Raw genomic sequence first — 25,940 nt, 5'->3', positions numbered from 1 at the left:
GCTCCTCTCCTCGTTTACATGAAAGTTATCTTGGTTCGTAAATAAGATCCGTTATGCCGTTATATAATTGGGTTTTGATGCATTTTAATTTAATTTCCCCGTCTGCAGGCACCCCCACCGGACTCGCTGTCCGCGGAAATAAAGGAAGGCCGGAGCCTAAAATAGTTGGTATGACGGAGATATGGTATCGGTCAATCCGGTTTTCCCTTATCAGGGGCTGAATTATGTTCGCCCCGCCGCAAATCCAGATACCTTTTCCATCTTCCTGTTTCAGTGCGGTTACCAGACTGCAGACATCTTCCTTCGTAAACTTTATTTCTTCCGTTGAAACCATGGCCCGGTGGGTCACAACATGGGTTGTCAGCCCACGGTATATCCATTCATCGGGTGACAGCTCAGTTGCCACCTGGTGATACGTGTTCCAGCCCATGACGACTGTATCAATGTCTTTGATGAACTCATGATAGCTTTCCATATCGTCGTAATCCGGTTCCTGACCGGCCAGCCAGTCTACGCTGCCGTTTTTATCCGCAATATAGCCGTCTAAGCTCATGGCGATGAATAGGGTTACTTTTCGCATAGGGTACCTCCAATGAAAAAATAATCAATCTGCGCTTCCCCTTCCGTATATAAATAAGAGCCATACATCGGTATCGTGCAGCACATGACCCGTCTGCCCCCTGGAACCAGGATCTGATAGCCGCTGTTCGACTTGACACAGGCAGGCCTCTTTGATTTTGCACCGAAAGAGATATACTTCGCTGTGGTCTTCAAATCAAGCCATTGCTGGTCGACCGCCCCTCTCGCCTTCAATACCTCTTTTTTGCTCCAGTCGAAATAGGTCCACGTCTGATTTTTTGCAGCGTTTGCGATCTGTCTTGGCAGTGATGGATTTTCGCTGAGAAGAAGCATCTCTTTCTCAGTATAGAAAGAGATTCCGCCGTTTTTCTTGTCGATCCGCAAGAGCAGCTTTCCAAATTTTACTTCCACACGGCCTTTGTCTTCCCTGTAATTCCACTTCAGCTTTGGTGTGGGCTCAATCTCTGCCGGTATCTCCGGAAGCTGGCCTAATGACTCCCCCGCAAAACTGATTCGAACCGTGTTCTCCGAGATCGGCGTGATCCGAAGAACTCCGCAGGCATTCGTCACCTCAACATAGCTTTTATTGCCGGTCACCCATCGTACTGCCAGATTTAATTTGGAATGGCCCAGCGGCCTTAAGCTGTTCGTACCCGGAATTACTCCAAATTCCGATTTCTCTGACTGGCTATTTGCAGCGCGTGCTTTTTCTGACCGCTTCTCTTCGATGGAATTCTGAACAACGATTCGCTTCGGTCCGATGCGGTTGCGCAGCTCCATCTCGAATTTCCCATGGGATACGCGTTCCAGTTCTATTTCCCTGTTGGTTTTGGGCTTCTCCTCACGCACCCGCCTGGCAGGCTGCTCCTGCCGCACGACTACGTACTTCTGTTTCTTCTCCTCTGATACAGTGGTACCAATCAAATCTGTCAATTTCCCAGAATAAAGCACCACCAGTTCATGGAGCGCTCTCGTAGCCGCCACATAAAGCAGTCGCGCAAAGCCATCCTCTGACGGATAATTCTCCTCACTGGCATTATAAAGGAGAACTGCATCAAATTCCAGACCTTTTGCATATTCGATCGGCAGAACCATAACACCGCTTCCAAACTCTTCCGTTTCCGCATCAAACTCCCGAAGCTCTACTTTTTTCCGCAGCTTTTTCGTTAATCTGCTCACTTCCTCTTCGTCTCTGCAAATGACTGCAATCGTTTCATAGCCCTTCTTCTGCCATTCCAAAATGGTGCCCGCGGTCTCTGTAATCAGCCGTCCCTCATCCTCGCATCCCGTCGTTCGAACTTCATTTCCGTGGCGGATAATCGGCTCAACCGGATAAATAGGAAAATTCCCATGCTGCAGAATATTCGTTGCAAAATTAGAGATTTCCACTGTGTTTCGATAACTTTTTCTCAGCAGCCCGAAATAATCAAATTCCCCTGGCAGCATGAGGCTCCTGAGTTCCTCCCAGTCTGTCAGTCCGTAATCAAAATAGATGTTCTGGGACACATCGCCCATAATGGTATACGTACATTTACTGAGGCAGTACTTTAATGCGCCATAGGCCATCATGCCAAAATCCTGCGCCTCATCGATAACCACATGGCTTGCTTCCTGGATGACCTCCGTCTCCTTGATTCGTTTATACAGATAAGCCAATGCGGCCAGATCGTAGAGATCGAAGGAATTTCCAGGTGAAGGAATCCGGGTTCCTTTTTCCCTTTGCTCTGCCAGAAAGCTGTCATACAACTCAAAAATGGACCCCTTCCACTCCCGTTTTCCGAAATAGGTCTGGTAATACTTCAGAAGTGCCTTCTGCTCTTCCGGCGGATACGTATAGTATCTTCCATATATCTCATTCTCCACCTTCGCCATGAGGTGCTCCGTCAGCTTGTCCAGCTTGTCAGGAAGCGACAGGAAATCAAACTTCTTAAGCAGCCCCTCTATGGAGCTTCGGGTCATCAGCAGGCGGTGTGTTTTCTCCGTATAGACGTCCTCCAACGGAATATAGCTCCACTCGTAGCGCCGGCAAAACGCTTCCAGATCATGAAACCAGGAAAAGCTGCCTTTTACGCAGGCCGTTTTATCTTCCCGCTCCAGTTTTTTAATCGTATATTTCCGCTCATCCCAGTCCTCATACAGAAGCCGTGTAAACAGCTGCTCCATCGTCATCTGCGATACGCCGTAGACATCCAGATCCGGTAAAATACCCGTGATATAGTTGAGGAGAATCCGGTTGCTTCCAATAATGTAGAAATCCTTTGGCTGAAATTCCAGATCGTAGTTGTACAAAATGTAGGAAATGCGGTGCATGGCCACCGTCGTCTTACCGGAACCGGCCCCGCCCTGTACAATGACATTATGCTGCGGCCTCTTACGAATGATCTCATTCTGCTCCTGTTGAATCGTTGCAATGATATCATTTAAAACGGATCGTTTATTCCTGGCAAGGTATTTTGTCAGCAGATCATCATTGGCCACTACGTCTGAATCGTAAAAATCCTTCAGTTCATCGTTTTCGATTTCGTAGGTGCGCTTTCTGGAGAGATCGATCTCAAACGCCCCTTCTCCCTTTACCGAATACGTACACGCTCCAAGGGAACTTTCATAATAAACCGATGCGATCGGCGCCCTCCAGTCGATGACTACCAGCTCCGCGGAATTCTTTGTAATTGCTGCCTTTCCAATGTAGTAACACTCTTTCTTCAACAGACTGGCATCAGTAAAATCAATTCTTCCGAAATACGGCTTTTTTCTGCTTCGCTCCATGCGGAGCAGTTCCTGCCGGACCTGCTGGAATCTGGCGTCAGTATTGAACCACAGCGCCAGACCTTCTTTATCCTCAACATCATAAATTTCCTTCAGTTCATGCAGTTCATCTGCTAAATTCTCAACAGAGGACCTGGCCTGATTTAAATTCCTGTCCGCTATGGCAAGAATTTCTGAAAGTGTATTTCTCTCATCCTCCAGGGTGACTCCCGGTATACTCTTTGTGTCTGTCTGATTTTTCTGATTCATGCCCGTCTCCCTTCTTCTTTCTGCGCATATGCTGCAGTTCAGACGGCTCATCTTCTTGACCGAAAAATCTGGTCAAGAAGCATCGGATATTCATCCGATGTGAAAATTGGTGCATAAAGCAGCTTACAAGCAGCTTACAAGCAAGCTTGACGCTGCTTCCTGCACCAATTTTCCCGCCGTCTGAACTGTTACGTGCATATTACTATCTTAGCAAAAAAAAGAAAAAATGGTAGACTTGTAATAAAAAATTATGTATAATGGATAATGAAGTGTGCCCGGAGATCCGTCAGGGCATTTTTTTATTTCCAATCACACTCTCAAGTTTTTACCTTCTTTCAGCATTTTCGTTTAATCCATTATTTCGCTTCCACATATTCCACATATTCCACGCATCACGGCTGCATGAAATCAAACAGGCTCATCTGCTTCCCCATACCCGGATCACGCTGTTTTCCCGCATTTTCCCGCGTTGTCACTTCCTCTGGAATCGCTTTCAAAAACGGTGACGGTTCCTGCGATGTAATCAGGAGCAGTTCGTCCTTTGCACGGGTCATACCAACATAGAACAGACGTCGCTCTTCGGCTTCATCGATATCCTGCTTACCGCTCTCCAGTGGAATCAGCCCTTTTCTGACTCCGCACATCAGAACCACTGGAAATTCCAGCCCCTTTGAGCCGTGCAGTGTCATGAGTGTCACGGAATCCGATGTATACGATTTGCCTCCGCACCGTTTTATATCACTTTCCTGCCCAAAGGTCAGGTTATCGAGGAATTCGGCCATATTTTTATAAAAAACAGACATGGAGGCCAGCTTTGCCACGCCCTCTTCTTCCTGCAGATTCATATCCGAGACCCAGGCCTCCAGAAGCTTCTGCGGCTTTTCCTTTTTCATCTTTTTCCGGTACTTCTCAGCCGCCGCATCGAAAATACTCCCGGACATTTCATCCTCCGGCAGCTTCCATAACAGCTTCAAGCTCAGCCGCCGCGCCATCCGGTCCTCCGGGTTAAGAAGCGCTTTGAAAAAGCAGAGCGTTCCCCGCACAGCCGGTTCCATCAGGAAATCTTCCCTGCCGGCAACCACATAAGGAATTCCCTCTTTTTTCAGGCAGGTCTCCAGAAGCTCCGCCTGTCTGTTGGTACGGTACAGCACGGCAATGTCCGAAAAACTTCTGGCTCTTAAGTCATCCCCCGTTTCCAAATGCCCCTGCGCGTCCAGCATATCGATTCCGCCGATCAGGCGGTTAATCTCTTTTGCCACAAAGATATCCTCTGACATCTCCCCGGACGCCGTCACCAGGCGCACCGGAGTACCAGCCTGCCTCTGCGGAATCAGTCTTCGCTCCGGTCCATCGTTTTGTGAAATCACGCCGGAAGCCGCCTCCAGGATCTGCGGAGTGGAACGGTAATTCTGCTCCAGACAGATTGTGGTTATCTGAGGATAGTCCTCTCTCAGCTTTTCAAAACATCTGGCATCCGATCCCCGGAAAGAGTAGATTGCCTGATCCGGGTCTCCAATGACAAATAATTCTCTCCCACCCTTATTCCATTCCTGAATCAGCCGGTACTGAACAGGGCTGATATCCTGGAACTCGTCTACCAGCAGATAAGAGAATCCCTGGCGGAGCGTTTTATTCTTCCCCTCCTCTTCGAAAAGGTGAAGCGTTTCCAGAAGCAGATCATCGAAATCCAGTATCCCCTGCTCCTTCAGCTTTCTCTGATACGCCTCGTAAGCCTCTGCCGGAACCGATTCCGTCTCTTTTTCCAGACCGCATTTTCTCGCGGAAACCTGCCGCAGGAACTGTCTGACCGGCAGGTTCAGCTCCCGGTCTGCAATGATCTCTTCGGCGGTATCCTTCATCTCCAATTCATCGGCCAGAGTAAACTCCAGGCCTGATTTTTTCAGGATATCATAGCAAATGGAATGAAAGGTTCCGATTCTCATACGGCTTACGAATCGTTTCCCGCCTAACTGGCTTTCCAGGCGCTCCCGCATCTCCCTGGCCGCCTGATTGGTAAATGTAACGGCAGTCATTTCCGTCGGTTTTACCCCTCTTTCCTCCAGAAGATGGAGGGCATGGGACACCAGTGTCTTCGTCTTTCCCGTTCCAGGGCCTGCAGCCACATTGATGGTGCGTGAGATTGCTGTCACAGCGGCCTCCTGCTGCGGATTTAAGCCGGACGTAAGCTGGTTGGACGCTGCTTCGTCTCCGCCTGCGTCAACCGTTCCCTCTATCCTCTGTTTCGCCCCTTGCTCTGATGAATGATTTGGAACCGCCATCGCAGCCGCAGCTGTCTCCATGCGTGACAATTCAGCCATCTCGACTCCTGTAAACAGGCTGAGCTGTCCGTCCATTCCGTCCAGTTCCATCTGATCGAATAAGCGTATGGTCCCGTATTCTCCGTCATAGCCCGGACGGCGTTCCACTTTTCCTTCGCGCAGTCTGCGGATTCCCTCTGCCGTCAGGCGGCCGGAGACCTTTTGGATATCTTCAATCGGAAGCTCCCTGAGAATTGAAAATTCTGAGCCGAGTGCGGAAAGCATTTCATAATACTGATTTTCCACCTTCCGGCTGGCCGCTGAATGCCCGGTGGATGCGGCGATCACCTCCGGCAGCGGAACCAGGCTCTCAAATGCCTTCGCTCCCGGCAGCACGAAGCCTTCCTCCCGGTCCGCCAGCTGCTCCACGCGGTGGGAAACGCCTATGGTCAGTTTTCTGCCGCAGACAGGGCATTTACCGGAGTATTTTTCCGCGTCCAGAGGGCTCAGGCAGAGATGGCATTTCCGGTGGCCGTCATAATGGTATTTTCCTTCTTCCGGGAAGAATTCGATGGTTCCCATCAGCCCCTCTCCCGTCTGTATCGCCGTCTGCAGCCCTTTATAGGACAATTCCATATCGAGTAAGTTCGCTTCCCGCCCCAGCTTTGCAGGGGAATGAGCGTCTGAATTGGACACCAGCTGATAGCCGTCCAGCGCCGAAAGCCGCCAGTTCATGGGCGGATCGGAGGAGAGTCCCGTTTCCATGGCGTGGATGTACGGAGTCAAATCCTCATAGCATTCTTCCACCGTGTCAAACCCTGAAAATGCTCCGAACAGGGAAAAATGCGGCGTCCAGATATGCGCCGGAATATAGATCGATTCAGAATTGAGTTCCAGCATAATTTCCAAAAGATCATGGCAGTCCAGCCCCAGGATGGGACGTCCATCGGAGTGAATGTTGCCGATCGTTTCCAGTTTTCCTGCCAGACACTCAGCCGCCTCCAGCCCTGGGAGCAGAATCACACTGTGCACTTTCCGCACCCGGTCGTGTTTCTTGTAAATGGAACTGATCTCTCCTGTAATCACAAAGCGCGGCGCAGCTGATGCACCTGCCGTTTCATCTTTGATCCGGTACTCTTCTTTCAGCACATAGAGCCCGTCCTCCGCCGGCTCCAGCTTCTCCTCCAGCTCCTGACGCCATGCCGGATGGGTAAAATCCCCGGTACCGACAATGGAAATCCCTTTTCTCCTGGCCCATAAATCCAGATATTCCGGTGTACAGTCTTTGCTCGTCGCCCGCGAATATCTGGAATGAATATGTAAATCCGCTATATACATAATTTTTCACCTGCTTTTTGTCAATATATGGTATATTATAGTCTTCTTTGGCAGACGGCGCAAGAAGGTTTCCGAACAGGATTTCTCAAATATAATACTCACTATAAGGGGCCGGTTCCCACGAGACTGCGGTCAAACGATAAAAGACATGGTTGTTCCGCGAAGGAATCAATCCATGTCTTTTATTTTTCTAGTTCTGTATTTAAAATAATAAGTGCGATATCACTGCAATCACCGGAACCGCGATCACAGTACGAACCAGGAAATGAATGACCAGATCCGTAAATTTCATTGAAAAGCGCGCCCCAAGCATGGCGTTCCCCGCTTCCGTCATGAAGATAATCTGAACGATGGAGAGAAGTACCACAAAAAATACACTCTGAGCCGCCACTCCCGTACTGACGGAAATAGCCGGCAGGCTCACTTCAATAAATCCCAGAAGCACAGCAGGCGCAATCTGAGCCGCGTCCGGAAGGCCCAAAAGCCTCAGAACCGGGGCAATCGGGTATCCCAGCCACGTAAATACCGGCGTATGGTGGACCAGCGTCAGCGTTACAATCACAATCGGAATCATGTACGCGATAATTCTCTGTGAGAACTTTAATGCGCTTAAAAGGCTGGCCGTAAATTCATGGAATGTAAACTGCCTGGAGCAGAGAGCCGCTGCATTTACCGCCCGCTGAAATCTGTTTTTTCCCGCTTCAGCATGATTCGGGCCGGCCTCGCACCTTCTGTCCCGGCCGCCATCACCATTTTCCAGCTCCCCGCAATACGTCTTCGGAATTCTGGAGATCGGTGGAATCCGCACCATAACCGCGGTCATAACAATCACCAGAAGGAACGTCAGTACCAACAGGGTACCATACATTTCATTGATGCCTCCGATGGAGCAGAGCACACCGATATAGCCCACAGAGATCGTGGAAAAGCAGGTGGCCGCGGCAATGGCCTCCCTGCGGTTGTATACCTTATTCTCGTAGTACTGGTCCGTCATGTAAACACCTACAGCCGCACTGACCACATAGGATGAAAGACAGTTGATCGCCGCAGCTCCAGGCAGGCGAAACAGCGGCCTCATCAGAGGCTCCAGAATCGTTCCGACAAATTCCACGATTCCGGATTTGAGGATAAATACGATAAACCAGCCGCACACAGACACTGTAAGCATGACCGTACCGGCCAGACTCAGGATTTGTCCGCCCACTCTCTCATCCGCAAATACCGCGGCCGGAGGAAGCTTAAACCATACCGCCAGAACGACCAGAAATGCGGCGGCATAATGAATCAGCTTTGAATTCTTGTCATCTGCATGAAGTCTTACGCATGTTTTCTGTTTAAGTACCTTAGCGCCAAAGATCGTACCCATAAGTACGATTAACATCAGAAGCACCAGATATTTTAAATTGTCTCCAAGTATATCTTTGATCCAGCCCACCATAATTACGACAGGCACCCGGGAGCCGTCCACCGGGATAAAATACAGGAAAATCCCAATCAGGCTCAATACCGTAAATCTGACTATATCCTTTTTCTCTACTTGTTCCATGAATCATTCCCCTTAATATATAATGTGTGTTACGAGTGAGACCAGCGGCAGCGCGATGGCTGTCCGTACCAGAAAAATAACAATGAGTTTTCCGGCATTCAATGGAATTTTGGATCCCATAATAGCATTGCCAGCCTCGGAAAAGAAGATAATCTGCACAATGGACAGAAGGGCTACAAAAAACCTTGTCTGCTGCGCCGCCGCACTTCCTCCAATCAGAATTCCCGGAAGGCTGACTTCCACGATTCCAATGAGAACGGAAGGAGCCGCCAGAGCGGCATCCGGAATCCCCAGCAGTTGAAGCACCGGAATCAGAGGATACCCCAGCCATGTAAACAGCGGCGTATAGTAGACCAGTATAAGAACGAACAGCACGGTGGGAATCATGACGCCCACAATCCTCTGAGCAAAAGTCAGCGCCTGGAAAAGATTCTGAAAGAATGCTTTGCCAGTAAAGCTGCCGGCCTTCTGGACACCGGCCTCCCACGCAGCTGCGAGGCGGCATCTCCAACCGAGCCGTTTTGTCCCGCAGACTTTTTCGCTGCCGTCTATGTAGCAATCCGCCATCCGGCAGAGCGGAGGAATCCTGACCATAATCATCCCCATCAGAAGTACCAGAAAAAAGCTTCCGGCAAGGAGTTCTCCATACATATCCCCGATTCCTGATACGGATGCGATGATGCCGATATACCCCACACTCACAACACTGAAGCTGGTAACCACCGTACAGGCCTGTCTTGTAGTATACCGTTTTCTCAAGTAGTACCGTTCCGTAAAGTATACGCCTACGGATGCGGAGGACACAAAAGATGAAAGTATGTTCACCGCGGCTTCTCCCGGAAGACGGAACATCGGCTGCATAACCGGTTCCATAAGGACCGATACAAACTCAACGATACCGGACTGGATAATAAAGATTACCAGGCAGCCAGCTGCTGCAATTGTGATAAATACAGTAGACCCCAGATTTAAGATCGTTCCTCCTATATTCGGATGAACCAGGAACGGCAGTGTGCTTCCAAAGGCCTTCAGCAGCACGATTACGGCGCTGAGAAGCCAGAATAAGCAGCGGATACGTTCCCCCTTGAAGTACTCTTCCATCACAGGGATTTTGAAGATTCTGGCCGCCGCAAGTTCCACTGCGAGGGCTGTACACGATATTACCGCAACCAGGGGAAGCAGCTCTCCCAGACACAATTTTATGGCGTTTATCAAAAGAACCACCGGAATCATCCCCTGATATACCGGTAAAAAGAACAGGACTGCTCCGATGAAGCTCAATCCGATAAAACGTATCCCACTGCTGTTTTTCATCCCCTCAACAGTCCTCTCAATTTCTTCTTAAGCGCTTAAATGCATCCATTACGATTCCTCTGGAGGCAAATACTTTGTAATCCCGGTCAAACTCCCTGGGCGTAATCTCCATGATCAAATCCGAAAGAATCCGGGCAGCTTCCATGATATTACTTTCATTTAAGGGCTTCCCACGCAGAAATTCCTCCGCTGCGGTAAGTCTTACCGGTTTTAAGGAGATTGCTCCGATGACCAGACGCACATCTTTCACGTAATCGCCGTCCATCTGGACTCCAAGGGCAATTCCGATTCTGGATATCGTCACTTTGCGGCGAAATCCCAGCTTGACAAAAGAACTTACGAATGCAGGACGAGGAAGAAATATTCTGGTGACAGCCTCGTTATATGCCAAAGTCGTTCTGCCCGGTCCAGCAATAATCTGTTCTATGGGTTCTACCCTGTTTCCCTCCGCCCCCATGATTTCCACCTGGGCATTGTATAAGTAGAGTACTGGAAGCAGATCTCCGGCCGGTGACGCGTTGCCTATGTTTCCGCCTATGGTTCCATTATTGCGGATCTGCAGGGAACCGACGTCAGAAGCAGCATCCATCAGCGCCGGAAAATACTCCTTCACTGCCGGATGGTTCTCAATCCCGGTCATCGTGGCGTAAGCGCCGATCACCAGGCGGTCCTCCTCCGCCGTAATGCGTTTTAACTCATCGACATAACCAAGATAGCACAGCGCGTCCGGCTTCGAGAGTCCCATATTAAGTCTGATAATGAGATCCGTTCCGCCTCCGATTATCTTATCCTTCTCCGTCATCCTGCCAAGACATGCGGGGATTTCCTGAAGTGTTTTTGGCGTATATGAAATCATCTGACTCCTCCTTCCTCTGCTGTCCGCCTGACGGCTCTGATAATCTGGGTGTACCCGGAGCAGCGGCAAATATTGCCGGACAGCGCCGTTCTGATTTCCGCTTCCGATGGATTGGAATTATGCATCAAAAGCGCTTTAGCGGACATGATCATACCCGTAGTGCAGTATCCGCACTGGATGGCTGTCTCCTCCACAAAGATCCTCTGGATATCGGACAGCTCTCCGTTTTCTTCCAGTCCCTCTATGGTAATCACGCTTTTTCCTTCCAGCTGACAGGCCAGCACCAGACAGGAATGGACTGCTTCTCCATCAATAATTACGGTACACGCGCCGCATTCTCCCTCTCCGCATCCTTCCTTTGTCCCAGTCATATGTAATTCTGTACGCAGAAGATCCAAAAGACGTCTGTCCGGCTCTGTCTCAACCACCGTATTCCGCCCATTCAGTATAAAATCCAGTTTCATTTACCGTTCCATCCTTTCTCGTAAATAGCCGGTTATCACATCGGGGGAAAGTGGAATGCTGTTCATGTCGCTGTCCAGGGCGTCATTGACAGCCCCTACGACAGCCGCAGTTACCGGAGTGTGACATACCTCCCCGATGGATTTTGCTCCGTAAGGTCCTTCCGTCTCTCCATCCTCAATGAATTCCACTCGTACCGTGGGCGCTTCGAATGAGTTTATCACATGGTAATCCTTCAGACTGCCGCAGGGTCTGCCGTTGGCTCTTGTAATGACATGCTCGCTCAAAGCGGCGCCGCTTCCCATAACGACGGCTCCCTGCGCCTGAGCGACACAGATCTCCCGGTTAATTGCCTGGCCTATATCATGGACTGCCAGATAATCCAGAATCTTTGTCATACCTGTGTAGGTATCTACCTCTACCAGGGCATAATGGGCGCCCGCCACACCTGGATTGGAATCCGGTATATATTCGTAACTCACAAATACTTCCTGCTTTAATACCTGCTGAGACTGATCCGCAATCTGGCTCCACGTATAACAGATTTCCGGTCTGCTCACCGAGTGTACGGTTTCTTCCTCCACAACCATATCCTCAGCCGGTATACCTGCCAGCCTCGACGCATGATCGGCCAGACGCGCCTTAAATTTACGTGCGCATTCCACTGTCGCACGGCCCTGCACGAACGTCGTTCTGCTGGAAAAGCATCCCACATCCAACGGTGTATAACGGGTATCTCCCTCCCCTACCGCCACTTTATTAAGCGGAAGCCCCAGTTCTTCGGCGGCAATCATCTGGAAGGCGGTAACCGTACCGCAGCCATGGTCATGCAGCGTTATATTACAGTGCACGCTTCCGGTTTCCGAAAGGCGCATATCTACTCTGGCATAATCCGTTTTGGAGGGATAAAAGCTGTTGACATGGGCGCCCAGGGCAACTCCCAGTCCCCGTTTATACCGCGTGTTCTCCTGGTTAAACGTTCTGACCTCTTCCTTTCGTTTGTCCCATTCAAAATGCTCCCTTCCCTGACGCAGCGCCTCTTCCGCCTTAAAATTACCGATTGGCGTGTCGATCAGCGGATCCTCATCTCCCGGATGCATCACATTTTTAATTCTCAGATCAACCGGGTCCATTTTCAGCTTCCTTGCCGCCATATTCATATTGTGTTCAAACATGATCGTGGCTTCTGGAGAAGTCCATCCACGAAAAGCGCCGCCAATGATCGTATTGGTAAGAGCTACTCTGGAATGGAACCGGCAGTAAGGGTATTTATATCCGCGAAACAGCTTATGAGCCACCGTTCTGGCATAATTCAAAGAGTTCCCCAGATAGGCGCCTGCATCCAGAAGCAGATCACAGTCCACCCCCTTCAGAGTACCATCCTCCGAAAACACAAAGTCTGCATCAAAATGCATGGGCGCCCTGGAATACGTGGACACCATGGTTTCGCTTCGGTTAAATACCAGCTTCACCGGTCTGCCTGTCCGTAAGGCCGCAGCAGCAGCCACTGGTTCCAGCACCCATTCCTGCTTTCCTCCAAAGGAACCACCCATGGTCGTCTTAATTACACGGATCCTGTTGTAATCCATCTCAAAGATGTCACCCAGTATGGTACGGATTCCATACACCGTCTGATTCGGTGAATATACGGTCAGCTCGTCTCCATAGCGGTCGTAATCTGCGACGCAGGCATGGGTCTCCATACAGATATGATTGATTCGGGATAAGTCCGTGGCCGTATGTATTTCCACCAGCCCTTCTCCCTCAGGCTTCGTCCCTGTCACATGCTCCCCGCCCTCAAACACGGCTCCTGTCTCATGGATTCCGTCAATCTTCCCTGTAAGTGTGTCAAACATATCGAGGGAATAGGCCATCTCCTCATATTCCACCTCGATCAGGGAAACTGCCTTTCTGGCGATGGCCTCCGTCTCTGCAATCACGCCGGCAATCCTGTCCCCCACATATCTCACATGGGAATTGAAAATACGCGCAGTGTGAACGAGATCCTGTCCAAACTGAGTCTGATACTGGTTGTACTCTTTCTCCGTCGTGTTGAAGCAGTGAATAACATCGACGACCCCCGGAAGGGCAAGGGCTTTGCTGCAGTCCAGATGTTTCACAATGCCGTGCGGTATGGTACTAAACAGCAGCGCCATATGCAGCATACCCTTAAGCTCCATGTCCCCTGCATACACCGCTCTTCCCGCAGCCTTGCTTCCGGCATCGTGTATGGGATAGCTTTTACCAATGTATCTCATGCATACCTCCTTGTAATTATCTATACCTATTTTATTATTTTCTTTTTTGGTATATATACCCGTATAGTATAAAATCATATTTGGTATAAGTCAAGTTTATTTTGGTATATATAATTTTTATTTTTTCCGGGTGTTTTAAAGCACAAAAAAAGGCAGATACGGAAACGAATTATACCGTTCCATGTCTGCCTTTTATCTGTGCGAATTTGATATATCACTCTTCTTATTGATGCTCTTTTCTGACCTTATATCCGATGCTTCATACTGCTGTAACTGTAGCTGTCACCAGGATGATAGCTCCTGCAAAACATCATCACCTTTCCTTTTGATTCAAAGGTACTCTTAATCTGCAGAATCGGTGAGTCAATCCTGACATTCAGAAGGACTGCAGTATTATGGAGACACAGAAGTGCCTCTACCTGCGCACTCAAATCAATGTCCTCAACCTCCGTTTTCGTCTTCACAATCTGCTGAAGGCCCAGATTATAGAAGGAGGAGTCGATTGTTTCAAAAAAATCTGTATTCATATAAATGTCCTCATACGCATAAGGAACCATATCCATATATCGCACCCGCCGGATTCTCCAGTATGGTTTTCTCTCCTGCGGATCAAGCTGCAGTGCTTTGTAGCCGTAATTGCCTTCCGTACATTTTTTGCAGCTGATGATCTTGATCGAGGCGCCCTCCTGTCCTCCTGCTGCCGTAATCAGCTCCTGCTTACTCACCTTTCCCTTGGTCAGAAAGGTTCCGCTTCCTTTTTTTCGTATCAGAAGCCCCTCGTACATCAACTCTTCCACCGCTCTGCGAAGAGTCATACGGTTCACGCCCAGCATGGCCGCCATCTCCCGTTCCGGCGGAATCGGCTCATCCGGCTGGTATGCACCTGAATTAATCTGCTCCAGAAGATACTCCTTCACTGCCAGATATTTTTTCTGCATCACAACTCCTCCTTCATCTCTGCACTTATGAAACATATAACACAATCCGAAAATCATGTCAACCGATTTTCGGATTTTATCAATTGGTATAGATAAATAGAAGCGCATACTGCTCATTTATCCCATTCAGCAAAAAAATTCTCTTCATCACATAATTTTCACATTTTCATCAAATAATCTTCACATTCATTGGGTATATTAATACTCGTAAACAAGGTAAACACCTTTTTCAACATAAAACTTTTTTTCATACTCAAAGCCGGCAGGATCCCCCTCTTGCCGGCTTCCTCCCTTTTTGGGAGAACTTTTCATCTATTGCCTTTCCCATATGCGTTTGTTAAAATACAATTATTCAATATAGGGCAGAGGGTATGAAGTTGCAGGATTTACAACCGCCTATGATTTTATGGTGATCCTGCCGGACCCGTCCTCAAACTTTCAGCTGGTGCATGAAAATATTTCTGTTGCAGCTCTTGGAATATGAGGATGTTAATAAAGGAAAATATATTTCTTCCATAAAAAAACAAAAATGCCGGAGCCCCTGATTTTACAAGGAATTCCGGCATTCATTCTTTATTCCAGATACTTCTTTACATACTGCCCCGTGTATGACACCGGATTTGCAGCTACTTCCTCCGGGGTTCCCTGGGCAATCACTGTACCGCCCTTGTCTCCCCCTTCCGGACCGATATCAATGATGTAATCCGCAGTCTTTATGACATCTAAATTATGCTCAATAACAACCACGGTGTTGCCGCCTTCCGACAGCTTCCGCAGAATCTCGATCAGCTTATGGACGTCGGCGAAATGGAGTCCCGTCGTCGGCTCGTCCAGCAGATAGATGGTCTTGCCTGTCCCACGCTTGCTTAACTCCGTCGCCAGCTTGATACGCTGTGCTTCACCGCCGGAGAGCTCCGTGGAAGGCTGTCCCAGCCTGATATAGGAAAGTCCCACATCGTACAGGGTCGCTATCTTTCTCGAGATGGAAGGAACGTTCTCAAAGAACTTCAGCGCCTCTTCCACCGTCATATTCAGCACATCATAAATACTCTTGCCTTTATACTTCACATCCAGCGTCTCACGATTGTACCGCTTTCCTCCGCAGACTTCACAGGGAACGTAAACGTCCGGCAGGAAATGCATCTCAATCTTAATGATACCGTCGCCGCTGCACGCCTCACACCGGCCGCCCTTCACGTTAAAGCTGAAACGGCCTTTGGAATAGCCCTTTGCCTTCGCATCCGATGTCGATGCAAACAGATCGCGGATCAGATCGAATACGCCAGTATATGTGGCCGGATTCGAACGCGGGGTTCTTCCGATCGGGGACTGGTCGATGGCGATGATCTTGTCCAGCTGTTCCACACCTTCAATACACTTGTGCTTGCCCGGAATGGTTCTTGCCCGGTTTAACTTCTTCGCCAGCGATTTATACAGGATCTCGTTCACCAGAGAACTCTTTCCTGATCCGGAGACACCGGTCACACACGTCATCACGCCCAGAGGGAATGTGACATCGATATTCTTTAAGTTATTCTCCTTCGCTCCGCGGACGGTCAGGTAGCCGGTCGGCTTTCTGCGCTCCTCTGGAACCGGAATCTTGATTCTGCCGCTCAAGTACGCGCCTGTGATGGAATCCTTGCACTTCATGATCTGGTTTGCCGTTCCGACGGCTACCACATTGCCGCCGTGCTCGCCTGCGCCCGGACCGATATCGATGATGCAGTCCGCCGCGCGCATGGTATCCTCATCATGCTCGACCACCAGCACACTGTTTCCCAGATCCTTCAAATGAAGCAGCGTTTTTAACAGCTTGTCGTTGTCTCTCTGATGAAGGCCGATACTCGGCTCATCCAGAATATAAGCCACACCCACCAGGCCGGAGCCGATCTGGGTCGCCAGACGGATACGCTGTGCTTCGCCTCCCGATAAGCTGCCGGTGGCGCGGGTAAGGGTCAGATAATCGAGGCCGACGTCGATCAGGAACGTCACTCTGGCCCGGATCTCCTTTAAAATCAGGTCGCCGATGGAATGCTGCATCGGTGTCAGCACCAGCTGGTCCAGGAACTCCCGGAACTTGACGATCGACATATTGGTCGCTTCATAGATATTCTTATCTCCCACCGTAACCGCCAGAGACTCTTTTTTCAGTCTCATGCCGCGGCACGTCGGACACGGGGTAATCCGCATGAAGGTTTCATACTCCGCCTTGGATGCCTCGGAATACGTCTCGCGGTATCTGCGGGCCACGTTCTGAACCAGGCCTTCAAAGGCAACATCGTATACGCCTTCTCCACGCTGGCCCTTGTAGTGCACCTTGATCTCCTTTCCATTCGTCCCATTAATCAGGACGTCATGGATCTCCTTCGGATACTCCTCAAACGGGGTATCCAGGTCAAACTTGTATTCCCTGCTCAGCGCCTCTAAAATGGCGCGGGTAAAGCTTCCCTTATCGGTACAGGACTGCCAGCCCAGCACGGTGATCGCGCCCTGGTTGATGCTCAGGCTCTTGTCCGGAATCATCAGGTCTTCATCAAATTCCATCTTATATCCCAGACCGAAACAGTCCGGACAGGCCCCGAAGGGATTATTGAAGGAAAAGCTTCTCGGCTCCACCTCGTCAATGCTGATTCCGCAGTCCGGGCAGGAAAAGCTCTGACTGAAGGTAATCGGCTCGCCGTCAATCACATCCACGGTCATCAGCCCGTCGGAAAGCTCCATCACGGTCTCAATGGAATCGGCAAGACGCTTCTCAATCCCTTCCTTCACCACGAGACGGTCCACCACGATATCAATGTTGTGCTTGATGTTCTTCTCCAGCTTGATTTCCTCTGACAGCTCGTACATGCTGCCGTCGATACGGATTCTGACGTAACCGCTTCTCCTGGCATGATCCAGAACCTTCGCATGTTCGCCCTTCCGGCCCCTTACCACAGGGGCGAGAAGCTGAATCTTCGTCTTCTCCGGCAGTCCCATAATGTGGTCCACCATCTGGTCCACCGTCTGCTTCTTAATCTCCCGTCCGCACTTCGGGCAATGGGGAATACCGATTCTCGCATAGAGAAGTCTCATGTAATCATAAATCTCTGTCACCGTTCCCACCGTAGAACGCGGGTTACGGTTCGTGGACTTCTGATCGATGGAAATGGCGGGGGACAGCCCCTCGATACTCTCCACATCCGGCTTCTCCATCTGACCCAGGAACTGGCGGGCATAGGAAGACAGCGACTCCATATAACGCCTCTGCCCTTCCGCGTAAATCGTGTCAAACGCCAGGGAAGATTTGCCGGAACCACTGAGACCCGTTAATACCACCAGTTCGTTTCTTGGAATATCCAGAGAGATGTTTTTAAGATTGTGCTCATTGGCACCTCTGATTTTAATATACTGCTTTGCCATACATATGACTCCTGTCTGAAAGTATGAAATAAATAATCAATACTATATGATCTGTGCTGTTTCCAGCACTCATTCTAATGGTCTGCCATCTCATAATATCACAGCTTTTTCATTTTTGCAAACATTTGTTCGTGTTTTCCATGATTTTCTGTTTTCCCATTTTCGGGAAGGACAGGCCCCTGTTTTCAGCAGGAAAATAAAGGGATTCCGCTCACATAAACCACACCCTCTGATTCGTTACCGATATCGCAACCGCCCCCGCAGTCAGCGCATTCATCACATCCTCCTTATCGGAGATCAGGCCGCCTGCGATGATGGGCACGTTCACGGTACTGCACAGCTTCTTGATAATCTTCGGCATCAGCCCCGGCAGAATCTCCACCGCGTCGGGCACCAGGGAGGCGCACTGTTTTTCGATATTTCCAAAAGCCATGGAATCTATCACGAAGATCCTCAGGATTCCGAACAGCCCCAGCTCCTTTGCCCGCTTGACCAGCTGGGGTTTCGTGGAAATGATCCCGTCCACTCCGGTATGCTCCCGGATAAAATCGACGGCCACCTCTTTATTTCCCAGTCCGTTGATCAGATCCATGTGCACAAACACCATTTTCCCGGCGCTTTTTGCGATCTCCACATACCGGCCTACACTGCAGATATCGCCAAACAGCAGAAATATAATCTGGCTCTCAGAGTATAAGCATTCTTTCAGCCCCGTCTCATCCTTTACCGCGGCGATTACCGGACAGTCCTCCAGTATCACTCTGAACTTCCTCTTTTTATCATCAATCATCTTCTTCCCCCTCATCCAGTTCCTTCATCAGCTGCGGAAAGCTTTCCCGCTCAAATTCCTGAATCGATATTGACTTCTTATTCGGATTAGCGAATACGAATGTCTTATCCACATTCTCCACGTAATTCTGAATCTTATCATTGGTAGCGCTTATGATCGCCTGGAAGCCGAGGCCGCGGATCAGTTCAATACAGCTGGCCACCTTCTCCGCATCCATCTTGGAAAACGCCTCGTCCAGCACCACCAGCCGGATCGTCGGATTTCTCCGGACGCTCTCCGGCATGCTGATGCGGTACGCCTGCGCAAAACTGGCCAGAAGTGCCACATAGAGCGGGTTCTGCCCCTCGCCGCCGGAATTTTTCTTGATCATCTTGCTCAGGCGGATCCGGATTACCTCATCCTCATTCTGGATCAGCTGCTGCATATCGAAGGATAAGTATGTCCGGTAATCGGCATACTTGTCCATATTGCGTTTGGCCTCCTCTATCTGCTCCGGTGTCGCGTTATCCGGCGGGATAAAGACGTTAATCAGTTCCTCAATCAGTTCCCCGTACTGACTCTCATGCTCCATCGTGAACAAATTCATCTGGTTGTCCACAGCTTCACTGAGCTCGTTGGGATTGACCTCCAGGGAATCGTCCATGAACATATCGTAAAAGCGGCCGTCTGCCCCTTTATTTTTGCCGATAACAAACTGGTATTTGTCCTTGCCGAAATCGAGGCGGCTGATGATGCGGTTCAGCTCGTCCTTTCGCTGAAGCGCCTCCCGGATAGCGCTCCTGATCTTAAACATAAAGTCGTCCTTAAAATGCTCCACTGCCGACCGCGCCTGCTCGGCCGCGATCTGGCGGTACTCCTCCAGATGATCGCACGCCAGAATCTCCATCAGCTTCTCATATTCCCGGTTGTCCCTGGACGTGATGGAGAAATTCCGGTTCGGATACTTTCTCGCGTACTCTCCCCTGGCGTCCATCAGCGTCTGAAACGCCTGATCCCTGGCCTCCGCAGCAGCATTCAGTCTTCCGGTAAAGTAATCCTTAAGTTTCTCATACCGCGGATTTTCTTTTCCAGCCATGTACTCTGCAAACTCCGCCTCCAGCAAATCGTCCTGCATGAATTCCCGGTCCTTTGCCAGCAGCTCCTGCTCCACTGCGGTGACTGCCTGGGCCATCTGGGTGATCCTTGTGTTGATCTCGTAGATCCGGCGGCTCACTGCGTCCCGTTCTCTCCTCTTGCCGTCGGCAAGGGCTGAAACCGCGCTCCGCTCTTTCTCCCACTGGTCCACATTTTCTTCTTTCAGTTTTAAAAGCTTCTGCTCCAGCCTCTTCTTTTCCTTCTGCCGCTCCTTCAAATCTCCCATATCCTTCTGCCACTCCAGATAGACGGAGATCTCCTCGCTTAACTGCTCCAGGCTTAATACGGCCTCGCATTCCCTGACCGTCGTCTCTTCCGGAGCACGCTTTTTCTCCATTTCCGACAGGGATTTCTCCAGAAGGCGGATTCTCTGTCTCACACTGTCCTTACCGATATAGGCAGATTTCGTGTACTGCTCCGGATTCATCTGCTGCAGCCGGAACGTATGGTAGACCATGCAGTCCGGCGTCACGCCGATGCGGCAGTCACGCAGCTCATCGATGCTCCTGCACTTGACCACCTGACCCAGAAGCCGCTCCAGATACGGCTTTAAATACGCCTCCCGCACCTCAACTTCCTCGCAAAGCGCATCTTCCAGAACGGTCGGCGTATCCTTTCCGGCCTTTTCCGTATCGAGAACGGCCACGCGGAAGTATTCATTTTTGTCCAGCTCACTGTATATTCTTAAGGCCTCCTCCGCGTATGCCGGCGGCACCACGAGGGAAAGCTTATTGCCTCCTAAATATCCTTCGACCGCATTTCTCCATTCCTCGTTGCGGATATCTAAGAGATCGGCCATGACGTGAACCTCCACAGCCTTTCCCGTCTCCTCCAGCAGCCTTCGCTGAATATAGGAACGGGCATGCTCCAGATACTTGGGATACGCCTTGCTTCCGGCCTTTAACTGAGCCAGCTCCTCTTTCAGCTGGCGCTCCTGGCGCTTCAAATCGCTAAGGACGGCGGCGGCCTCACTCTTTAAATCCTCCGCCTCCTTCCGCATCTCTGCAATGGACTTTTTTAAACGTTCCAGCTTCTCCCCGTCTATGGTGTTTTTCTCAAACTCCTCAATGTCCCAGATCGTCTGATTCGACGTGGTCTCCTGGTCGATCCATGCGTTAAGGCGTTCCGCAGTCTGGCGCCATTTGACCTCACTTTTATTCAAATGCTCCATCAGCTCGTTTAAGGATTCCAGACGCGTCTTTAAATCCTCGTATCCGGTGGAGGAGATCCGTTTCAGCAGTTCCTCTCCCTGGGCGGTCAGTTCTGCAATCTGTTCGTCGAGGCCGTCCTTTAAGCTCTCCTGCTTCTGAAGATCGTCTCTGGAAAGCGCCGCCTTATCCGTCAGTTCTCCGGCCCTTTCTTTCAGTTCCAGAATCTCGAGTCTGCCCGTAAAGTAACCGTTTTTCCGGATATTCTCTTCCTTCTCCAGGACGAGGCCGTACTTCTCCTGCATCTCCTTCAGGATCGAGATCTCTATGTAAGTGTCCTCAATCTTCTTTCTCATGCGCCCGTACTGCATGACGCTCTCCTGCATGTCATCGATATGGATATCCTGCTCCATGCAGATGTATTCCTTCACGAAATCTTCCAGGCGGATGTTCATGCGGAACGGGATCGCCCGCTTAAACAGCAGCGGAAATTTCTCAGAGTCCAGGCCGCCTAAATACACATCGTAAAGCTGCCTGCGGAACCGTTCGTTGTGAGAAGTGGCGAAGTACTCTTCTTTGCCGTAATGGCTCTGTAAATAGCCTTCCACCTCCGCAATGGACATCGTCCGTCTGGCCGTCCGGTAACCGCTGTCCCACAGAGGCCCGCGGTGCCAGAAGAAACGTCTCGATATCTCATTGGTCGATGTATCCACATCGAATACAATGCCCACGCACTGGCATTCTTCTGTATCCGTGCGCTGCAGCTCCAGAACAATGGTGCTGGAGAAATTCTGATTCCGCAGGTAAGCGAACTCGTTGTTCTCTCCAATGTTCACCATGCCCCGCAGATACTCAATCAAGTTCCGGTCGGAGTCATCCGCGGCCGCCTTATTGAAAAATCCGCGGCCATCCGTGTTGGCATAGAGCACGATCTGCATGGCGTCGATCACCGTGGACTTTCCGCTCCCTGAGTGCCCGGTAAAAAAATTGATTTCCCGGTTAAAGGACAGCGTTTTGCGGTTGATATAATGCCAGTTATTTAAACAGATCCGGGACAGGGCCTCAAATCTCTGATTCGTCATCGTTCTCTTCTCCTTCGCCAAATGATTCCAGCAGCACCCGCACATCGTCGCCAAACAGCACCACATTGATGCACGGATAGATAATCAGTCTGCTGTCGCCATTTAAATCTTCCAGCAGGTCCAGCGGCTCCACCACCTGGTATTTTTTCAGCAGGGTGACCGCCCTTCTGATGTCGGTGGGCGACGGCTGCTTTTTGAACAGCCGGTAATTTCCCAGCTTCTCATGCATTTCTCCCAGCGACGTGTAGATATTGACGCTGGTGGAGACCGTGGCCATCTGCTCGTCGTAAATCAGCTTTAATATCAGTAAATAAAGAGTGGCAAGCTTCGGAAGCTTGTCGCCCACCAGGGTCTCCCCCTGGATGTAGATGACTCCCATCTGGCTGTTCTCCACCACCGACACGCCGCTGACGGCAAAATACTTCCGCAGAAATTCCAGATGCTTGTTGCAGATCCGAAACTCCCGGTTATTGGTAAAACGTCCGGAACGCTTCTCGTATTTCCGTTCCAGCACAAACGTCTGACGAAGCAGAAGCTTAACGGCTTCCGTTACCTCCTGCTGCTCTTCCGGCAAAAGGCTGTCATAATAGGGGAGCCCCAAATTTACTGTCGTCTCTTCCTCGTACCCCATTAAGATTTCCTCCTTATAAATGTCAGCTTCGGATAACGGTATCCTCCGCTCTCTATCATCTCCGGCTCTCCATCCGCTTCTTCCACCCGGTAGAGGCTCTTTCTCCTGGTGGAATAGTCATAGGCCAGAATCAGTTTCTCAAAGTCTTCACCAGAGCGAACGGAACCATCTGTTACCTCCATACGCCCCTCTTCCATGTTCTCCTCGATGAAGCTCTCGATCTCTTTTTTGCTGTAGCGGTTTTTCAGCTTATTTAAGTTCAGGATCTCTTCCCTGGAAAGCTCCTCCGCCTCTTCCTCCGCCTCCAGATTCCCGGTGAAGTCGGCCTTTGGCCGTCTCCTCTTGTATAAGGATTTCTCGGACAAGATGGTCATCTGCGACAGGTTCATGTGCTCTCCCACCTCCCGGATCCGTTCCTCCTGCTCCTCGCCCTCGGATAGATGGTTCAGCAGCTGTATGACCAGCCCTTTCATATTATCATCCTGGTTGAGTAAGTAGTTAAGCCTTGTCACCGTGGCGCGGATATATCTGGAATGCTCCCGGTCCATGTTGGATATCCGGTGTTCGATGCTGTCGAAGCCCCTCTCGATCCGGTCCAGCTTCTCTGCGATATCGGCGGCAGATACCTTTCCTCCGCTCCGTCTGCTCATCTGCTCCATCCATTCCGTGTCCTCCCGCATGGCCGCGATCCATCTCTTGATATCGGTCTTATAGAGGTAAAAATTGTCGGAGGTCTTTAAAATGTGGTATTTCTTCTTCACAATCTCCTCCACATACCCCTCTAAATGATCCCGGAGCAGGTCTTCATACGACTTCTGTTCCAACAGGCTTGCAAAGAATTTGTCCATATTATGCAGCATATCCTGCAGCGTCTTGTTCAGCCGTTTCGTATTGACAAATGCCGTATTCAGCAGGCTGATGCTGGCCCTCGGATCATTCTTTAAGGAAAACAATATGGCGTAAACATTCTGAATATAGATCTGCGTCTCATCCTCATCCTCGCTGTCGAGCCGCAAAAAAGCCTCTGTCATGACGGCGGCGTAGTCCGGAATCACAATATACACCGTCATAGAGGCATAATCGTCCACTTTTCTGAGCCATCCGGTCTTTAAAAGCCAGTTGAGCACCCTCGTGGCCGGCGGTTCCAGCGTATCCAGTTCATCCTCCAGCTCATCCTGCCAGATCACGTACCGCTTCTTTGCAAAATACTCGCTCAATACCTGGATGCAGACCTCACGGCTCAAAAAGTAGTTGCTGTATTCATATTCCTCATTGATTCTCAATAGTGCTTCTATGTAGGTGGACCGGTTCACCGAGCGGAACAGCCCCCAGAACCGGTCCGGTATTTCTTCCATCAGTTTCTTATTCTGTTTCATTCTTTATGCCTCCGCAGCCACATTCCGACGGTTCTAAACGCGTTTCATCCTGTTCTCGTTCCCGCTTCATCTGCTGCTTTTTCTCATACATGGTAAAATCGGCGCGGCGAAAGGCCAGATCGATTCCGCACTCGTCCTCCCTGGACCAGCCGACCGCCACCGAGACGGGAAATCCAAGCTTCGTCTCCCCCTCCTCCAGCTTCTTCTGAAGGCTGGCTGCAAAATCCTCCAGCTCTTTCCCGGTAATCCGGCCGGACAGGGCACAGAACTCGTCGCCTCCTATGCGGTAGAGCTCTTCCTTATCCTGAAAGGAAGCTTTCAGGGCATCTGCCACAAAGATCAGGGCCGCATCCCCCTTCTGATGCCCACGCTGGTCATTGATCCGTTTTAAATCATTTAAATCGGCCACCACCACCATAGTACCGGAAATTCCGCTTCCGCGAAGCGCCTCCATCCTCTTTTCAAAGGCGTTTCGGTTGGGCAGGCCGGTCAGCAGGTCGGTGTAAGCCATACGCTCCAAAAGTTCCCGTTTCACGCCCTCTTCCCGCTCCTCCACGATCTGGCGCACCGCATAATAGACCAGAATGCAAAAAAATATCACCACTCCGATCTGGCTGAAATAGGCCGAGCTGATCTCCGAGCTGCACACGTAAAACCGCACAATATCAAGGCAGGCAAACACGGCAAAGGACAGGCAGGCTGCCATCAGCTGAATATCCCGCACCTTATCCCCGTGCAGTATGCGCCAGATAAACTGGAATAGGAGTTCCGCCATAATCAGGATCAGAAGCACATGGGCTCCCATCAGACTCTCGATAAAATCGCGGATTCCGGCAATCTGGAGGACCGATACCACCACAACGTTGATACAGGACAGCCAGTAGAGCAGATTCAGCCATTTGTCCTTCGAAAAGCTATCATAGGTCAGAATAAACCGGATACAGGTCGGCGGAATCAGATAAAAAAGGAGAAAGAGCATATTAGACACAAGCGGCGCCCGCCCCCACAGGATCTGGTATCCCCCGGACTCCAGCACGAGCCACATGCAGGTTACCAGCGAAAAAAGGCAGAGACAGCGCAGCTGATACGTCACATATTGTTTCTTAAAGCTGAAACTGTACGCCAGCAGCAGAAGTGCCGCCAGGATAATTGCAAAGTTAAAGATCATTGTCGGCATGCATTCATGGATAATCTGAAATACCAGCGCATTCTTAGTGCCGATATAGACCTGGTTCAATTGGCCGGAAAGGCCGCTGTAATAGTTCTCAATTTCGATGGAAAGAGTCTTTCCCTGGCAGTCATCCGGAAGTCTGGCAATCACCCATGCGTTATAGGGCGCCTCTCCAAATGGAGTCTTCTGGCCGTATCCGAACTCCTCTATCATCTCCCCGTCCAGGAAAATCCTCACGTACTGGTGAACAGCACGAACCATGACCGAATTGCCTCTGGTCCCGTATTCACCAAGCGTTATGGAATAGCGGACCGGAATCCCCTTTTGCGGAGAAAATGGCCCCGGCAGCTGCGACACTGCCGTTTCTCCCTGATATTCCATACTCCAGTCACCGGTAATCACCACCGGCTTCTCACTGTCAAAGCGGACATCAGGAGCCTTCACGGTACCGAGAAGCCATATAAAAATACAGAAAGAAAACGCCATCACAAGATACATGACGGCGGACTGGCTCCTTCTGTCACTTCCCGCTCGCTTCTTTTCCATGCCCGCACACCTCATTTCGTTCAAAGGTTACAGGAATATTATAACAAGAACACGGACTTGTGACAATCGAATTCTTTTTTCAATCCATGACTGAACCCA

General features: G+C 50.3%; 14 protein-coding genes and 1 pseudogene. All 15 read right to left on the bottom strand.

What is annotated here, in order from left to right; all coding sequences use genetic code 11:
* Positions 1 to 25: 25 nt before the first annotated feature.
* The 15 genes and pseudogenes from H8S80_RS01480 to H8S80_RS01410 all read right to left on the bottom strand — a co-directional run bounded on the left by H8S80_RS01480 (position 26) and on the right by H8S80_RS01410 (position 25,841).
* Positions 26 to 580: a dihydrofolate reductase family protein gene (locus H8S80_RS01480; protein WP_117633422.1), complete on the bottom strand. Its 555-nt coding sequence runs from the start codon at positions 578 to 580 to the stop codon at positions 26 to 28.
* Complete coding sequence (locus H8S80_RS01475; protein WP_117633447.1) at positions 568 to 3,594, bottom strand: 3'-5' exonuclease; 3,027 nt, start codon at positions 3,592 to 3,594, stop codon at positions 568 to 570. The genes H8S80_RS01480 and H8S80_RS01475 overlap by 13 nt, the downstream gene beginning before the upstream one ends.
* Positions 3,595 to 3,986: 392 nt before the next feature.
* Positions 3,987 to 7,190 carry a UvrD-helicase domain-containing protein gene (locus H8S80_RS01470; RefSeq protein ID WP_117633423.1) on the bottom strand — a complete coding sequence of 1,068 codons (3,204 nt, stop codon included), beginning with the start codon at positions 7,188 to 7,190 and terminating at the stop codon, positions 3,987 to 3,989.
* A 202-nt stretch (positions 7,191 to 7,392) separates the two neighbouring features.
* Positions 7,393 to 8,736 carry a YjiH family protein gene (locus H8S80_RS01465; protein ID WP_117633424.1) on the bottom strand — a complete coding sequence of 448 codons (1,344 nt, stop codon included), beginning with the start codon at positions 8,734 to 8,736 and terminating at the stop codon, positions 7,393 to 7,395.
* Between the two features lie 12 nt (positions 8,737 to 8,748).
* On the bottom strand, positions 8,749 to 10,050 hold the full coding sequence (locus H8S80_RS01460; protein ID WP_117633425.1) for a YjiH family protein: 1,302 nt from the start codon (positions 10,048 to 10,050) through the stop codon (positions 8,749 to 8,751).
* A gap of 16 nt (positions 10,051 to 10,066) precedes the next feature.
* On the bottom strand, positions 10,067 to 10,906 hold the full coding sequence (locus tag H8S80_RS01455; protein WP_002600667.1) for an FAD binding domain-containing protein: 840 nt from the start codon (positions 10,904 to 10,906) through the stop codon (positions 10,067 to 10,069).
* The gene (locus H8S80_RS01450) at positions 10,903 to 11,370 is read right to left on the bottom strand and encodes a (2Fe-2S)-binding protein (RefSeq protein ID WP_002600668.1); all 468 of its coding nucleotides are present in this window, start codon (positions 11,368 to 11,370) and stop codon (positions 10,903 to 10,905) included. Before H8S80_RS01450 ends, H8S80_RS01455 begins: the two co-directional genes overlap by 4 nt.
* The gene (locus tag H8S80_RS01445; RefSeq protein ID WP_117633426.1) at positions 11,371 to 13,626 is read right to left on the bottom strand and encodes a xanthine dehydrogenase family protein molybdopterin-binding subunit; all 2,256 of its coding nucleotides are present in this window, start codon (positions 13,624 to 13,626) and stop codon (positions 11,371 to 11,373) included.
* A 245-nt stretch (positions 13,627 to 13,871) separates the two neighbouring features.
* Entirely contained in the window at positions 13,872 to 14,564 is a 693-nt protein-coding gene (locus H8S80_RS01440; RefSeq protein WP_002600671.1) for a GntR family transcriptional regulator, read from the bottom strand.
* A 573-nt stretch (positions 14,565 to 15,137) separates the two neighbouring features.
* Positions 15,138 to 17,963 carry an excinuclease ABC subunit UvrA gene (gene uvrA, locus H8S80_RS01435; RefSeq protein WP_002600672.1) on the bottom strand — a complete coding sequence of 942 codons (2,826 nt, stop codon included), beginning with the start codon at positions 17,961 to 17,963 and terminating at the stop codon, positions 15,138 to 15,140.
* A gap of 211 nt (positions 17,964 to 18,174) precedes the next feature.
* On the bottom strand, positions 18,175 to 18,753 hold the full coding sequence (locus H8S80_RS01430) for a glycerol-3-phosphate responsive antiterminator (protein ID WP_002600673.1): 579 nt from the start codon (positions 18,751 to 18,753) through the stop codon (positions 18,175 to 18,177).
* Positions 18,746 to 22,117, bottom strand: a complete 3,372-nt coding sequence (locus tag H8S80_RS01425) for an ATP-binding protein (RefSeq protein WP_117633427.1) — start codon at positions 22,115 to 22,117, stop codon at positions 18,746 to 18,748. The genes H8S80_RS01430 and H8S80_RS01425 overlap by 8 nt, the downstream gene beginning before the upstream one ends.
* Positions 22,101 to 22,748 (bottom strand): annotated as a pseudogene (locus tag H8S80_RS01420) (DUF4194 domain-containing protein); the annotation flags it as partial. The pseudogene H8S80_RS01420 and the gene H8S80_RS01425, both read right to left, overlap by 17 nt.
* A complete protein-coding gene (locus tag H8S80_RS01415) occupies positions 22,748 to 24,124 on the bottom strand; it encodes a Wadjet anti-phage system protein JetA family protein (RefSeq protein ID WP_034534044.1) in 1,377 nt (458 codons plus the stop codon). The pseudogene H8S80_RS01420 and the gene H8S80_RS01415, both read right to left, overlap by 1 nt.
* Positions 24,111 to 25,841: a GGDEF domain-containing protein gene (locus H8S80_RS01410; RefSeq protein WP_117633428.1), complete on the bottom strand. Its 1,731-nt coding sequence runs from the start codon at positions 25,839 to 25,841 to the stop codon at positions 24,111 to 24,113. Before H8S80_RS01410 ends, H8S80_RS01415 begins: the two co-directional genes overlap by 14 nt.
* Positions 25,842 to 25,940 lie beyond the last annotated feature (99 nt).

It is taken from the genome of Hungatella sp. L36 (assembly GCF_014288035.1).
The sequence above is the reverse complement of the archived record's forward strand: the minus strand, read 5'-3'. Positions and strand labels throughout refer to the sequence as shown.

Coding starts and splice junctions, on each gene's coding strand:
- H8S80_RS01480 (WP_117633422.1), bottom strand. CDS start 580: ATGCGAAAAGTAACCCTATTCATCGCCATGAGCTTAGACGGCTATATT.
- H8S80_RS01475 (WP_117633447.1), bottom strand. CDS start 3,594: ATGAATCAGAAAAATCAGACAGACACAAAGAGTATACCGGGAGTCACC.
- H8S80_RS01470 (WP_117633423.1), bottom strand. CDS start 7,190: ATGTATATAGCGGATTTACATATTCATTCCAGATATTCGCGGGCGACG.
- H8S80_RS01465 (WP_117633424.1), bottom strand. CDS start 8,736: ATGGAACAAGTAGAGAAAAAGGATATAGTCAGATTTACGGTATTGAGC.
- H8S80_RS01460 (WP_117633425.1), bottom strand. CDS start 10,050: ATGAAAAACAGCAGTGGGATACGTTTTATCGGATTGAGCTTCATCGGA.
- H8S80_RS01455 (WP_002600667.1), bottom strand. CDS start 10,906: ATGATTTCATATACGCCAAAAACACTTCAGGAAATCCCCGCATGTCTT.
- H8S80_RS01450 (WP_002600668.1), bottom strand. CDS start 11,370: ATGAAACTGGATTTTATACTGAATGGGCGGAATACGGTGGTTGAGACA.
- H8S80_RS01445 (WP_117633426.1), bottom strand. CDS start 13,626: ATGAGATACATTGGTAAAAGCTATCCCATACACGATGCCGGAAGCAAG.
- H8S80_RS01440 (WP_002600671.1), bottom strand. CDS start 14,564: ATGCAGAAAAAATATCTGGCAGTGAAGGAGTATCTTCTGGAGCAGATT.
- uvrA (WP_002600672.1), bottom strand. CDS start 17,963: ATGGCAAAGCAGTATATTAAAATCAGAGGTGCCAATGAGCACAATCTT.
- H8S80_RS01430 (WP_002600673.1), bottom strand. CDS start 18,753: ATGATTGATGATAAAAAGAGGAAGTTCAGAGTGATACTGGAGGACTGT.
- H8S80_RS01425 (WP_117633427.1), bottom strand. CDS start 22,117: ATGACGAATCAGAGATTTGAGGCCCTGTCCCGGATCTGTTTAAATAAC.
- H8S80_RS01415 (WP_034534044.1), bottom strand. CDS start 24,124: ATGAAACAGAATAAGAAACTGATGGAAGAAATACCGGACCGGTTCTGG.
- H8S80_RS01410 (WP_117633428.1), bottom strand. CDS start 25,841: ATGGAAAAGAAGCGAGCGGGAAGTGACAGAAGGAGCCAGTCCGCCGTC.